This window comes from Micromonospora sp. NPDC048947, from assembly GCF_040649495.1.
Lineage (GTDB): Bacteria > Actinomycetota > Actinomycetes > Mycobacteriales > Micromonosporaceae > Micromonospora > Micromonospora alfalfae.
This window is the reverse complement of the sequence record NZ_JBEZFO010000014.1, coordinates 159,646-172,670: the sequence shown is the minus strand read 5'-3', so window position 1 is coordinate 172,670 and position 13,025 is coordinate 159,646. Positions and strand designations below refer to the sequence as shown.

At 69.7% G+C, this 13,025-nt stretch carries 12 protein-coding genes and 1 tRNA gene; 2 read left to right on the top strand and 11 right to left on the bottom strand.

The window, feature by feature from the left end; translation table 11 throughout:
- Window positions 1-16 precede the first annotated feature (16 nt).
- The 8 genes from AB0B98_RS21165 to AB0B98_RS21130 form a co-directional block, all read right to left on the bottom strand.
- Complete coding sequence (locus tag AB0B98_RS21165; RefSeq protein ID WP_124863102.1) at window positions 17-1,270, bottom strand: GTP-binding protein; 1,254 nt, start codon at window positions 1,268-1,270, stop codon at window positions 17-19.
- 74 nt (window positions 1,271-1,344) lie between these two features.
- The gene (cysD, locus tag AB0B98_RS21160; RefSeq protein WP_238671159.1) at window positions 1,345-2,256 is read right to left on the bottom strand and encodes a sulfate adenylyltransferase subunit CysD; all 912 of its coding nucleotides are present in this window, start codon (window positions 2,254-2,256) and stop codon (window positions 1,345-1,347) included.
- A 75-nt stretch (window positions 2,257-2,331) separates the two neighbouring features.
- On the bottom strand, window positions 2,332-3,162 hold the full coding sequence (locus AB0B98_RS21155; RefSeq protein ID WP_091394622.1) for a 3'(2'),5'-bisphosphate nucleotidase CysQ: 831 nt from the start codon (window positions 3,160-3,162) through the stop codon (window positions 2,332-2,334).
- 132 nt (window positions 3,163-3,294) lie between these two features.
- Window positions 3,295-3,885, bottom strand: a complete 591-nt coding sequence (gene pth / locus AB0B98_RS21150; RefSeq protein WP_357364669.1) for an aminoacyl-tRNA hydrolase — start codon at window positions 3,883-3,885, stop codon at window positions 3,295-3,297.
- A 94-nt stretch (window positions 3,886-3,979) separates the two neighbouring features.
- A complete protein-coding gene (locus tag AB0B98_RS21145) occupies window positions 3,980-4,675 on the bottom strand; it encodes a 50S ribosomal protein L25/general stress protein Ctc (RefSeq protein ID WP_357364667.1) in 696 nt (231 codons plus the stop codon).
- A 333-nt stretch (window positions 4,676-5,008) separates the two neighbouring features.
- Complete coding sequence (locus tag AB0B98_RS21140; RefSeq protein WP_030329105.1) at window positions 5,009-5,989, bottom strand: ribose-phosphate diphosphokinase; 981 nt, start codon at window positions 5,987-5,989, stop codon at window positions 5,009-5,011.
- A 58-nt stretch (window positions 5,990-6,047) separates the two neighbouring features.
- Window positions 6,048-7,580: a bifunctional UDP-N-acetylglucosamine diphosphorylase/glucosamine-1-phosphate N-acetyltransferase GlmU gene (glmU, locus tag AB0B98_RS21135; protein ID WP_357364665.1), complete on the bottom strand. Its 1,533-nt coding sequence runs from the start codon at window positions 7,578-7,580 to the stop codon at window positions 6,048-6,050.
- A gap of 110 nt (window positions 7,581-7,690) precedes the next feature.
- A tRNA-Gln gene (locus AB0B98_RS21130) sits at window positions 7,691-7,762 on the bottom strand.
- A gap of 312 nt (window positions 7,763-8,074) precedes the next feature.
- Here AB0B98_RS21130 and AB0B98_RS21125 point away from each other — a divergent pair.
- Entirely contained in the window at window positions 8,075-9,040 is a 966-nt protein-coding gene (locus AB0B98_RS21125) for an acyl-CoA desaturase (RefSeq protein ID WP_357364664.1), read from the top strand.
- Between the two features lie 225 nt (window positions 9,041-9,265).
- A complete protein-coding gene (locus AB0B98_RS21120) occupies window positions 9,266-9,964 on the top strand; it encodes a TetR/AcrR family transcriptional regulator (RefSeq protein WP_357364662.1) in 699 nt (232 codons plus the stop codon).
- 6 nt (window positions 9,965-9,970) lie between these two features.
- Here the strand turns inward: AB0B98_RS21120 and AB0B98_RS21115 are convergent, their stop codons facing one another.
- The 3 genes from AB0B98_RS21115 to AB0B98_RS21105 form a co-directional block, all read right to left on the bottom strand.
- Entirely contained in the window at window positions 9,971-10,447 is a 477-nt protein-coding gene (locus AB0B98_RS21115; protein ID WP_238671165.1) for a DUF4383 domain-containing protein, read from the bottom strand.
- A gap of 209 nt (window positions 10,448-10,656) precedes the next feature.
- Window positions 10,657-11,112 (bottom strand): DUF4383 domain-containing protein, encoded by a 456-nt coding sequence (locus AB0B98_RS21110; protein WP_238671166.1) that lies wholly within the window; start codon window positions 11,110-11,112, stop codon window positions 10,657-10,659.
- 100 nt (window positions 11,113-11,212) lie between these two features.
- Window positions 11,213-13,018 carry an ABC-F family ATP-binding cassette domain-containing protein gene (locus AB0B98_RS21105; RefSeq protein WP_357364660.1) on the bottom strand — a complete coding sequence of 602 codons (1,806 nt, stop codon included), beginning with the start codon at window positions 13,016-13,018 and terminating at the stop codon, window positions 11,213-11,215.
- Between the last annotated feature and the right edge of the window lie 7 nt (window positions 13,019-13,025).

Below are 13,025 nucleotides of genomic sequence, written 5' to 3'. Positions count from 1 at the left end.
CGGGCGGCGTGGGCGGTTAGCTGGCTTCGACGATCATTGCGGCGCCCACAGTGCGATTGGTCGCCTCGTCGATGATGACGAAGCCGCCGGTGGTGCGGTTACGGCGGTACTCGTCGGCCAGCAGCGGCACCGTCGTGCGCAGTCGCACCCGGCCGATCTCGTTGAGCCGCAGTTCGTCGGCCGACTCGTCACGGTGCAGGGAGTTGATGTCCAGCCGGTAGTGCAGCCCGCGCACGATGGCCCGCGCCGACCGGGTGGTGTGCTTGATCGCGTACCGTCCGCCGACCCGCAGCGGAGCCGTCTCGTCCATCCAGCAGACCATCGCCTCGATGTCCTGGGCCACCGCCGGCGCGTTGTTCGGCCGGCAGATCAGGTCACCCCGCGAAATGTCGATCTCGTCGGCCAGTCGTACCGTCACCGACATCGGCGGGAACGCCTCCGGGACCGGCCCGTCGGCGGTCTCCACGGCGGCGATCCGGCTGGTGAAGCCGGAGGGCAGCACCATCACCTCGTCGCCCGGCTTCAGCACGCCGGAGGCGACCTGGCCGGCGTAGCCGCGGTAGTCGGTGACAGTGGTGGACTGCGGACGGATCACGTACTGCACCGGGAACCGGACGTCGACAAGGTTGCGGTCGCTGGCGATGTGCACCCGCTCCAGGTGGTGCAGCAGCGACGGGCCCTCGTACCAGGGCATGTTGTCCGACCTGGTGACGATGTTGTCGCCGCGCAACGCGGAGACCGGCACCACTGTCAGGTCCGGTACGTCGAGCTTCGCCGCGAACGCTGTGAACTCGTCGGCGATCCGCTCGTAGACCTCCTGCGACCAGTCGACAAGGTCCATCTTGTTGACACAGAGGACCAGGTGCGGCACCCGCAGCAGGGAGCAGAGGAACGCGTGCCGGCGGGACTGCTCGACGAGGCCCTTGCGCGCGTCCACCAGGATCAGCGCCAGGTCCGCTGTCGACGCGCCGGTGACCATGTTGCGGGTGTACTGGATGTGGCCCGGGGTGTCGGCGATGATGAACTTGCGCCGGGGGGTGGCGAAGTACCGGTACGCCACATCGATGGTGATGCCCTGCTCCCGCTCGGCACGCAGACCGTCGGTGAGCAACGCCAGGTTGGTGTATTCGTCACCGCGGGCCGCGCTGACCGCTTCCACGGCGGCCAACTGGTCGGTGAAGAGCGACTTGGTGTCGTAGAGCAGCCGCCCGATCAGGGTCGACTTCCCGTCGTCCACGCTGCCGGCGGTGGCGAACCGCAGCAGGTCCATAGCCCGGGCCTCCGGCCCGGCCCCGGTGACAGCCCGGGCCTCCGCATTCGCGGAGTCAATGATCTCGGTGCTCATCAGAAGTAGCCCTCCCGCTTGCGGTCCTCCATGGCGGCCTCGCTGACCCGGTCGTCACCACGGGTGGCGCCGCGCTCGGTGATCCGGGTGGCCGCCACCTCCTCGATGACCTTCTCCACGGTGTCCGCGTCGGAACGGACCGCTGCGGTGCAGGAGGCGTCGCCGACGGTGCGGTAGCGCACCTGCGCCTTGAACCGCTCCTCACCCGCGCGGGGGCGGAAGAACTCGTTGACGGCGTAGAACATGCCGTCCCGTTCGATCACCTCGCGCTCGTGCGCGTAGTAGATCGACGGCAGCGGGATGCGTTCCCGGGCGATGTAGTGCCACACGTCCAGCTCGGTCCAGTTGGACAGCGGGAAGACCCGGATCGACTCGCCCGGGTGGTGCCGGCCGTTGTAGAGCGACCACAGCTCCGGCCGCTGGTTCTTCGGGTCCCACTGACCGAACTCGTCGCGGAAGCTGAACACCCGCTCTTTCGCCCGGGCCTTCTCCTCGTCCCGGCGGGCGCCCCCGAACAGCGCGTCGAAGCGGTGCTTCTCCACCGCGTCCAGCAGCACCGGTGTCTGGATCCGGTTGCGCATGCCGTCACCGGACTCCCGGACCATGCCGCTGGCCAGGGCCTCCGGCACGCTGGCGACCACGAGGTGCAACCCCAGTTCGGCGACCCGTTGGTCGCGGTATTCCAGGACCTCGGGGAAGTTGTGCCCGGTGTCGACGTGCATCACCGGGAAGGGGACGTTGGCGGGGGCGAACGCCTTCTGCGCGAGCCGCAGCATGACGATCGAGTCCTTGCCACCGGAGAAGAGCATCACCGGGCGTTCCATCTCGGCGACCACCTCGCGCATCACGAAGATGCTCTCCGCTTCCAAGGCGTCCAGGTGGGAGACCTGGTACGCCGCGGGGGTGGTCATGACACCGGCTCGATTCGCTCGCTCATCCGATTTCCAGACCTTTCCGGTCGGGCATGTCAAGAAAGTTCGCTCAGGCTACCCGGAATGTTTCTGCAGCGCTGCAAGCAACCGGGTGGCGAGATCCTTGCGGCAGACCAGGAGGTCGGGCAGCCGCGGATCCGCCTCGTTGTATTTCAGCGCAGAACCGTCGATCCGGGAAGCGTGCAGTCCGGTGGCCGTCGCCACAGCGATCGGGGCCGCCGAGTCCCACTCGTACTGCCCACCTGCGTGGATGTACGCGTCCACCTCGCCGGTGACCACTGCGGCGATTTTCGCTCCGGCCGAGCCCATCGGCACCAGGTGCGCCCCGACGTCCTCGGCCAGATCGGTCAGGAAGACCGGCGGCCGGCTCCGGCTCGCGGCCAGGCGGATCTTCCGCTCGCCGGCCGTCGCCGCCTCCACGGTCATCGGCGGGTACGCCGGCGGGTAGTCGGTGCCGAGCACCCGGTGCTGCGCCGGCAACCCCACCGCCCCGGCGACGAGCCCGTGCGGGCTCGGCGCGTTGCGCGCCCAGAGCGCCACGTGCACCGCCCAGTCCGAGCGGCCCTCCTCGGAGAACTCCCGGGTGCCGTCCAACGGGTCGACGATCCACACCCGGTCCGCGTTCAACCGCGAAACCGCTCCGGTGTTCACCTCCGCGGCCCAGGCCAACCGCGACCCCTCGTCCTCCTCGGAGAGCACCGCGTCACCCGGACGCCACTTCGCCAACTCCGTGCGGATCAGGTCGTGCGACACCTTGTCCCCGGCCGACTTCAGCGCACCGGCGTCGGCGAAACCCATCTCCGTGCGCAGGTCGAGCAGCGCTTGCCCGGCTCGGGACGCCAACCATCGGGCGAACGCGCCATCGATCATCGGAGGACTGCTCATCTGTCCGCTCCCGTCGCCTCGCCGCACTGCCCGCACGGGCCGATCCGCCGCGACTCGCGTCGCCGGTCGCGGCACGCTGAAAGGCGCAGACTACCGGCCCGCCGTTTCCGATTCGGGTACGCCCCGCCCGGCTCAGCCGCCGTGGTAGAGGTTCTGGGTCGGCTCCACGCCCTTGGTGATCACCGACTCCACCACGTCGGCGGCCCGGTCCACCAGGAAATCCAACTCCTTGCGCTCGGCCGCGCCAAAATCCGACAGCACGTAATCCGCCGGATCCTGCCGCCCCGGTGGTCGGCCAACGCCGAACCGCACTCGGGCGTAGTCCTTGGTCCCCAACGACTTCGACATCGAGCGCAGGCCGTTGTGCCCGCCCTCGCCGCCGCCGAACTTGACCCGCACCTGGCCGAAGCCGATGTCCAGCTCGTCATGCACAGCGATCACCTGCGCCGCCGGCACCTTGTAGAACTGCGCCAACGCCGCGACCGGTCCGCCGGACAGGTTCATGTACGTCAGTGGCTTCACCAGCACCAGCTTCGGCCCACCGAACCCCAGCCGCGCCTCGGCCACCTCGGCCACCGCCCGCTTGTGCCGGCCGAAACGGGCACCCACCCGCCCGGCCAGCAGCTCGGCCACCATGAACCCGACGTTGTGCCGGTTGCCGGCGTACTCCCGACCCGGGTTGCCCAGGCCGACCACCAGCCACGGCCCCGCCTCGTCCGTCACGACCAGTCCCTTCCGACGCCCAACGCGGCGACTCCCGGTATGCCGACAGGCGCCCCCGAACTTTCGGGGACGCCTGTCGCACAGTACGAACCGATCAGGCCTCGGTGCGCGCCTCGGTCGTCTCGGCGCCCTCGGCCGGGGCGGCGTCCGAGCCCTCGGAGCCCTCGGTGGTCTCGCCGACCTCGGCCTCGGCCTCGTCGGTGGCAACCTCGACCTCGGGCAGCGTCGCCTCGAGCTGCTCGGCGGTCGGGGCGGCGGTCACCGACGCGACGGTCAGCTCCGAGTCGACGGCCAGCTCGACGCCGGTCGGCAGCGCGACATCGCCGGCGGTCACCAGGGTGCCCGCCTCCAGGCCCTCGATCGAGGCCTCGAGGTGGTCCGGAACCTTGGTGGCGTCAGCGGTCACCGAGAGGGTGTCGTGGTCGTGCACGATCAGGGTGTCCCGGGCGGCCTCGCCGGTCAGCTGGACCGGGACCTCGACGGTGACCTTCTCGCCCCGGCGGACCAGGATCAGGTCGACGTGCTCGAAGGTGTCGCGGATCGGGTCACGCTGGATCGCCTTCGGCAGCGCCAGCACCTGGGTGCCGTCGGCGATGTCGATCGCGAAGAGCTGGTTGGCACCGCCCTTACGGATCGCGGCGGCGAACTCCCGCGACGGCAGCGCGATGTGCTTGGGCTTCTCGCCGTGGCCGTACAGCACGGCGGGCACCTTGCCGGCCCGGCGGGTACGGCGGGCACCACCCTTGCCGAACTCGGTACGGGGCTCGGCGCTGATCTTTACCTCGGACACGGGGAAACTCCTGATGCTTTTCGCTGCGGCGGCTTGTCGTCTAACGGTGCTGGGGCGAGGGGCTCGCTGGGGCTCATGCGTCATGAACGACTGCCCGGAGCACCGCGTCGATGACGGTGCCTCCGTGCGGCGCTTTTCAGCGGCCCGCCGGGCACCCTCGCCGTGGCAACCGCACCAGTCTACCCGAGCTGTTTCCAGGGTTTCCGGCAGTCCCCGATCACGGCTCAGGACCGGCGCGTCGGTGGCGCTCCCACCAGCGTGCCGGCCCTGTTTCCGTCAGTTTGCCAGCCCCGCCCCCACCGGCGTGCCAAGTGGTGGGAACGGGGCTCAGGCTCAGCTCAGGCCACCGAAGAGGGTGGTCACCGAGCCGTCGTCGAACACCTCGCGAATCGCCCGCGCCAGCAGCGGCGCGATCGACAGCACTGTCAGCTTGTCCAGCTGCTTCTCCGGCGGGAGCGGCAGGGTGTTCGTCACCACGATCTCGCTGATCGAGCTGTTCTTCAGCCGCTCGGTGGCCGGGTCGGACAGCAGCGCGTGGGTCGACGCGACAACGATCTCCGCAGCGCCCGACTCCTTGAGGATGTCGGCGGCCTTGGCGATGGTGCCCCCGGTGTCGATCATGTCGTCGACGATCAGGCAGACCCGACCCTCCACCTCGCCGACGACCCTGTTCGCGACTACCTGGTTCGGTTTCATCGGGTCACGGGTCTTGTGGATGAACGCCAGCGGGCACCCGCCCAACCGGTCGGTCCACCGCTCGGCCACCCGCACCCGGCCCGAATCCGGTGCCACCACCGTCATCGGCCGGCCGGCGTACTTGTGCTCCACGTACTCGGCGAGGATGTCCATCGCGAAGAGGTGGTCCACGGGGCCGTCGAAGAAGCCCTGGATCTGCGCGGTGTGCAGGTCGACGGTGAGGATGCGGTTGGCGCCGGCGGTCTTCAGCAGGTCCGCCACCAGGCGGGCCGAGATCGGCTCCCGACCACGGTGCTTCTTGTCCTGGCGGGCGTACGGGTAGAACGGCAGGACCACTGTGATCCGCTTGGCCGACCCCCGCTTCAGCGCGTCCACCATGATCAGGGTCTCCATGACCCAGGTGTTCACCCCGTGCGTGACGGACTGCACCACGAAGGCGTCCGAACCACGTACCGAGTCCTTGAACCGTACGAAGATCTCGCCGTTGGCGAACTCGTACGCGTCGGCCGGCGTCGGCGCGACGCCGAGCACCTCGCCGATCTCCTTGGCCAACTCCGGAAAGCCACGTCCGGAAAAGAGCATCAGGCTTTTGCGGTTTTCGGCGACGATGCTGCCCATGGGCCCGTCTGCTCCCGTTATGTCGGCGGTACCCGACCCGGTGGTGGTGGGTCAGGGACTATTCGGTTGCAGTATCTCCCGCGCCGGATGCGCCGCCCACCGTCTCGGTCGCCCCGTGGATTGCCTCACTGTGGCTTGCGGCACCAGTAGTACCGGACGCACCCTTCGCGTCGTGGGCCCGCTGCGCCGCCTCCGCCGCGGCGGTGCCGGCGCGACGCTTGACCACCCAGCCCTCGATGTTGCGCTGACGCGCCCGGGCGACACCCATCGCCCCCGGCGGCACGTCGTCGATGATCACGGAACCAGCCGCCGTGTACGCTCCGTCGCCCACCTCGACCGGCGCCACGAACATGTTGTCCGCGCCGGTCCGCGCGTGGCTGCCGATCACCGTGCGGTGCTTGTTGACCCCGTCGTAGTTCACGAAGACCGACGCGGCGCCGATGTTGGTCTGCTCGCCGATCGTCGCGTCGCCGACGTACGTCAGGTGCGGCACCTTCGCGCCGGCGCCGATCTGCGAGTTCTTCACCTCGACGAACGTGCCGACCTTCGCCTTCTCGGCCAGTTGGGCGGCCGGCCGCAGGTACGCGTACGGCCCGACTGTTGCGCCCGCGCCCACCTCGGCACCCACGGCGTGGCTGCGGATCACCGACGCGGCGGGGCCGACGATCGTGTCGATCAGGGTGACGTCCGGCCCGATCAGCGCGCCCGCGCCGACCACAGTGCCGCCGCGCAACTGGGTGTTCTGGTCGACCACCGCGTCCCGGTCCAGCGCGACAGTCACGTCGATCCAGGTGGTGGCGGGGTCGAGCAGGCTCACCCCGGTGCGCATCCACGCCTCGTTGATCCGGTCGCGCAGCAACCGGCGCAGCGTGGCCAGCTCCACCCGGTCGTTGCAGCCCAACGTCTCGACGTGGTCCACGGCGACGTGCACCGCCACCGGCTCGCCGGCGGAACGAAGCAGACCGAAGACGTCGGTCAGGTACTCCTCGCCCTGGTCATTGTCGGTGGAGAGCTTGCCCAGCGCCTCGCGCAGCCGCACCGCGTCGAACGCGTAGATACCGGCGTTGATCTCCCGAATCGCGCGCTGCGTCGGGTCGGCGTCGCGCTCCTCGACGATCTGCTCCAGGCGCCCGTCGGCGTCCCGGACGATCCGCCCGAGGCCGGTCGGGTCGGGCACCTCGGCGGCCAGCACGGTGGCCGCCGCGGCGGCCTCCTCGTGCGCGGTCACCAGCGCGCCCACCGTCTCGGGTCGCAGCAGGGGCACGTCACCGTTGATCACCACGACGGTGCCGGCACCGTCCGGTACGGCCTCCAGCGCGATCCGTACCGCATGCCCGGTGCCGAGTTGCTCGGCCTGGAGCACCGGGGTGGCGTCCGGGGCGACCTCGGACAGGTGCGCCCGCACCTGGTCGGCGCCGTGCCCCACCACGACAACGGTGCGGTCCGCGCCCAACGGGGCGGCGGCGCTCAGCACGTGACCGAGGAGCGTCCGACCGAGAAGGGGGTGCAGCACCTTGGGCAGTGTCGACTTCATCCGCTTGCCCTCACCGGCGGCAAGTACGACGACGGTACGGGGGTGGGGCTGGGGCACGACGTGGCTCCCGTCGGGACGGCGGACACTCTCGCGGCCATGCTAACCGCGAGGCCCGGCACGTTTCCCTCTTACCCCCACCCGACCCTAAAACGGACGTAGATGGGCAGCTCGGCCGCCAGGGTTCGAACCTGAAATACGGGTACCAAAGACCCGGGTGTTGCCAATTACACCACGGCCGATCAGCGACGTGAGCACGTCGCACGAGGGATGGACATCCCGCCGCTACACCTTAGCGCCCCGGCCGTCGGATGCCAGCGCTCATCCCTCCGCACGGCGACCGATCGATGTCGTCGGCCTTCCGGGGGTGGTCGGCTCGCGCCTCAGCCGCCCTCTTCCCGGATCGGTCAGGCACCCGCCATCGGGCCGGCTGACCTGCGACTTCGAGCAGTTACGCGAAGTCGATTCGAAACTTCCCCGTGCGATCTACGGTGCCGTAAGTTACGGTGACGTAGGCGTAGCTTCGTGATCGTTACCTTCCCCTGCGAGGTCCCATGTCCACTGCTCTGCTCGATTCCAACACCGCCGGACCCGGCCCCAAACCACTCACCGACGGCAGCCAGTCCCCCGGCATCCTGGCCGCCCTCTGGGCCTTCGTGGTGATCCCCTTCGTCGCCCTGCTGGTCGCCGTGCCGGTGGCCTGGGGCGGCTGGCTGGGCTGGACCGACGTGATCATCGGCCTGGTCTGGTACGTCGTCTCCGGGCTCGGCATCACCGTCGGCTTCCACCGCTACTTCACGCACGGCTCGTTCAAGGCCAAGCGGTGGCTACGTGTGACTCTGGCGGTCGCGGGTTCGCTGGCGGTGCAGGGCGAGATCATCCAGTGGGTCGCCGACCACCGGCGTCACCACGCGTTCTCCGACCTGGAGGGCGACCCGCACTCGCCGTGGCGGTTCGGCACCAGCTTCTGGGCGTTGACCCGGGGCCTGTTCCACGCACACGTGGGCTGGCTGTTCCGCCGGGAGCTGTCCAACCGTGAGCGTTTCGCCCCGGACCTCATCGCCGACCGGGACATCAGCCGGGTCGACCGGCTCTTCCCCGCGCTGGTGGCCATCTCGCTGCTCGGCCCGGCGCTGATCGGCGGCCTGGTGACCTGGTCCTGGCAGGGCGCGCTGACCGCGTTCTTCTGGGCCGGGCTGGTCCGGATCGGCCTCCTGCACCACGTCACCTGGGCGATCAACTCGGTGTGCCACGTCTACGGTGAGCGTCCGTTCGCGATGCGCCAGGGTGACCGCGCGTCGAACTTCTGGCCGCTGGCGATCCTGTCGTTCGGCGAGAGCTGGCACAACCTGCACCACGCCGACCCGACCAGCGCCCGGCACGGCGTGTTGCGCGGTCAGGTGGACATCTCCGCCCGGGTGATCTGGTTGTTCGAGAAGACCGGCGCGGCAACGCAGGTGCGCTGGCCAAAGCCCGAGCGCCTCGCCGCCAAGCTGGTGAAGCCTGTCGCACCCCACTGAAACCGGGCGGTGCTCGACGATGCCGCCTGGCAGGATGGCCGGATGACCCGAGCCATGCGGGGGGACCAGGCGGCTCGGCGGACGGGAGGCCGAGCCCGTTCCGGGTACTGTCGAACGGCGCGTCAGGGCGGTCGGACCGCCCGACAGTGAGGCGACGACGTGAACGGGCACAGCGGAGGAACCATTCCACGGCAGGGCGTCACCGAGCGCCAGCGAGGCGGCGACATGCCTGAGGTCAGCGACGACGCGGCGGCAGCTGTCAGCGGCCGACGGGCGACGCCGACGGCGGCACCGAAAGCCAAAGCTCCCTCCCGGGTCCGCATGTCGGCGGCCCAACGCCGGGAGCAGTTGATAGCGACCGGCCGGCAACTCTTCGCCGAGCGCGGTTTCGACGCCACCTCCATCGAGGAGGTGGCGGCCCGTGCCAAGGTCTCCAAGCCGGTGGTGTACGAGCACTTCGGTGGCAAGGAAGGGCTCTACGCGGTGGTGGTGGACCGGGAGGTCCGGGCCCTGTTGGACCGGATCACCACGGCGTTGACCGCCGGGCATCCGCGGGAGCTTCTGGAACAGGCGGCGCTCGCCCTGCTGACCTACATCGAGGAGGAGACCAGCGGTTTCCGGGTGTTGGTCCGCGAGTCGCCGCTGATGTCCGGCACCGCCAACTTCAGCAGCGTGATGAACGACGTGGCGCACCAGGTCGAGCACATCCTGGGCGCCGAGTACAAGAGCCGAGGGTACGACCCGAAGCTCGCCGAGCTGTACTCGCAGGCACTGGTCGGCATGGTGGCGTTGACCGGTCGCTGGTGGTTGGAGGTGCGTAAGCCGCGCAAGGAGACGGTGGCGGCGCACCTCGTCAACCTGGCCTGGAACGGGTTGTCACACCTGGAGGCCAAGCCGACGCTGATCACCGCACGGCGCAGCTGACCCCGATCAGCGGCGGTGCACGTCGGCCACCGGGTGTTTGCGGTGCTCCAACTCCGCCTCGGCGGACTCCGGTGGGCCGACCTTGTCGTAGAGGCCGGTGCCGAGCAGGATCAGGCCGAACAGCATCGACACGACCACTGTCGACATCGAGAAGTTGAGAAAGTTCGCACCGGTCTGCAGCACCGACATCATCAGGATGCTGGTCACCAGGAACACCACGCCCGCTGTGAGGTTCATGTAGTGGCCGAGGTTGCTGCGCCGTGAGGCCCCGATGATCAGGACGACCCCGAAGACCACCGAGGCGAGCGAGAAGGCCAGGTTGGTCCGGAGCCCGAGGGCCCAGGTGCTGTTGCGGGCGAAGAGCGGATCCCCGATCGTCTCGGCGACGCCCCAGACGCCGAAGACCAGGATGTAGACGCCGATCAGCCCGGAGAGGATCCGGTAGAGCGGCCGTGCCGGATGGTTGACCGGAAAGTGCGGCATGCCCAGACCCCCTGATGTGACCGTTTCAGGGGGAATTGTCGCCCAAGGCAGCGCTAACTGTCCGCAGAACCCCAAAGCCCAAGGGGTCCGCCGAATGGCTGGACCAGGTCAGGTTTTCGCCGGAGCCCGAGCTGCGCAGGGATCAAGCCTGACCGCCCGGAGCAGCTCGGGCTCCGGCGAAAACCCACGGCCGCAACCACGAAGAAAGCTCAGAGAACGAGACGAGCCTTCTGGAACGCCTCCGCCTCATCCTCGGTGCCGACCTTGCCGTACATGCCGACCATCAGCAGCACCAGGGCGGCCGCCATCACCACGACCACTGTGGTGATGCTGAAGTTGAAGAAGTTGGCGTCGGTCCGGATGAACGCGAGACCGGCCAGGCTGACCACCATGAGGCCGTACGCCAGCCACTGGTTGATCGCCACGTCGATGTTACGGCCGAGCGCGGTGCCGACCAGCACGATGATCCCGAGCAGCACGCTGAGCAGCGAGAAGCCGAGGTTGGTGCCCTGACCGAGGACCCGGGTGTCGTCCTGGGCGAGGATCTCGTTGCCGGTGCTCGCGATGATGCCGAGCACACCGAAGACGACCAGGTACAGACCGGTCAGCCCGCCGATCGCCCGGTAGATCGGCCGCGCGGGGTGGTTGACGGGGGTGTGTGCCATGTCTGTGTCTCCAACGCCGTGGGGTAGGTGTCGCCGACGATTGTCTCGCATGTGGTGGTGTGACGCCGCACACGGGGCCCGGGCCGGCGCGCCCGGCCGGTCAGCTCTCGGGCAGGTCCTCGGCGAGGGTCATCCAGCTCTCCTCGATCCGCTCCCGTTCGGCGCGCAGATCCTTGAGCTGGGTGTCCAACTCGGCGACCCGGGCGTAGTCGGTGGCGTCCGCCGCGAGCTGGTCGAGCAGCGTGGTCTCGCGCTGGTCGAGCTTGCTGAGCTGCCGCTCCAGCCGGGTCAGCTCCTTGCGGGCCTGACGGACCTCGGCGGCGGACATACCGCCTCCGGAGGGGGTACCGGGCGCGGAGGTCGAGGTGACGCCCACCCGGGGCGAGCCGGCCCGCTCGGCGGTCCGTGCGAGGTATTCGTCCACGCCGCCGGGCAGGTGCACCAGCCGACCGTCGCCGAACATCCCGTACGCCGTGTCGGTGACCCGTTCGATCAGGTACCGGTCGTGGCTGGCCACGATGATCGTGCCGGGCCACGAGTCGAGCAGGTCCTCCAGCGAGGCGAGGGTGTCGGTGTCAAGGTCGTTGGTGGGCTCGTCGAAGAGCAGCACGTTGGGCTCGCCGGCCAGCAGCCGCAGCATCTGCAACCGGCGGCGTTCCCCACCGGAGAGGTCACTGACCGGGGTCCAGAGGCGGCGGTCGTCGAAGCCGAACACCTCGGCGAGCTGCGCGGCGGAGACCTCCCGGTCGCCGAGCTGAACCCGGCGGGCGACCTCCTCGACCGCCTCCAGGACCCGCAGGTGCCCGGGCAGCTCGGTGAGCTCCTGGGAGAGAAACGCGGGCCGCACTGTGGAGCCGGTGCCGAGGCGGCCACCATCGGGGCGGGTGATGCCGGCGAGCATCCGCAGCAGCGTGGTCTTGCCGGCGCCGTTGGCGCCGAGGATGGCGATCCGGTCGCCGGGGCCGACCAGCCAGGTGACGTCGCGAAGGATCTCCTTCGGGCCGGCGTGCAGCTCGACGTTCTCCAGGTCGTACACCTGCTTGCCGAGCCGCGAGGTGGCCATGCGCTGCAACGACATGGTGTCGCGTGCCGGCGGCACGTCGGCGATCAACGCGTTGGCGGCGTCGATGCGGAACTGCGGCTTGGAGGTCCGGGCGGGCGGGCCACGGCGCAGCCAGGCGATCTCCTTGCGGAGCAGGTTCTGCCGGCGGGCCTCGGTGGCGGCGGCGACCCGCTCGCGCTCGGCGCGGGCGAGGGTCCAGGCGGCGAAGCCACCCTCGTAGGCGCGGACGGTCTGGTCGGCGACCTCCCAGGTGTTGGTGCAGACCGCGTCCAGGAACCACCGGTCGTGGGTGACCACGACCAGGGCGCCCTTGCGGCCGACCAGGTGCCGGGCCAGCCAGTCGACCCCGCCGACGTCCAGGTGGTTGGTGGGCTCGTCGAGGATGAGCAGGTCGGAGTCGCGTACGAGCAGCGCGGCGAGCGCCACCCGGCGGCGTTCGCCACCGGACATCGGGCCGACCGGCTGGTCGAGGCCGAGGTGCGGCATGCCGAGGCCGTCGAGGATGGCCCGCACACCGGAGTCACCGGCCCACTCGTGCTCGGCGCCCATGCCCTCGGCGAGCCAGGCGGTGCCGAGCACCACGTCCCGGACGGTGGCCTCGGGAGCGAGGGCGAGCTGCTGCGGCAGCCAGAGCACACGCAGGTCACGGCGGTGGGTCACCCGACCGTCGTCGGGGTCCTCCTGCTTGGTGAGCAACCGCAGCAGGGTGGACTTGCCGGCGCCGTTGAGGCCGACCACGCCGATCCGGTCGGCGTCGTCCAGGCCGAGCGAGACGTCCGTGAGCAGCCGCCCGGCGGCGCCGTACCCCTTGGACACCCGGTCCAGATTGACGATGTTCGCCACGTTCCAC

What these genes read in the sequence shown, in the direction of transcription:
- AB0B98_RS21165 (WP_124863102.1), bottom strand. Translation starts at nt 1,270, where the DNA reads ATGGACCTGCTGCGGTTCGCCACCGCCGGCAGCGTGGACGACGGGAAG.
- cysD (WP_238671159.1), bottom strand. Translation starts at nt 2,256, where the DNA reads ATGACCACCCCCGCGGCGTACCAGGTCTCCCACCTGGACGCCTTGGAA.
- AB0B98_RS21155 (WP_091394622.1), bottom strand. Translation starts at nt 3,162, where the DNA reads ATGAGCAGTCCTCCGATGATCGATGGCGCGTTCGCCCGATGGTTGGCG.
- AB0B98_RS21140 (WP_030329105.1), bottom strand. Translation starts at nt 5,989, where the DNA reads ATGGGCAGCATCGTCGCCGAAAACCGCAAAAGCCTGATGCTCTTTTCC.
- AB0B98_RS21125 (WP_357364664.1), top strand. Translation starts at nt 8,075, where the DNA reads ATGTCCACTGCTCTGCTCGATTCCAACACCGCCGGACCCGGCCCCAAA.
- AB0B98_RS21120 (WP_357364662.1), top strand. Translation starts at nt 9,266, where the DNA reads ATGCCTGAGGTCAGCGACGACGCGGCGGCAGCTGTCAGCGGCCGACGG.
- AB0B98_RS21115 (WP_238671165.1), bottom strand. Translation starts at nt 10,447, where the DNA reads ATGCCGCACTTTCCGGTCAACCATCCGGCACGGCCGCTCTACCGGATC.
- AB0B98_RS21110 (WP_238671166.1), bottom strand. Translation starts at nt 11,112, where the DNA reads ATGGCACACACCCCCGTCAACCACCCCGCGCGGCCGATCTACCGGGCG.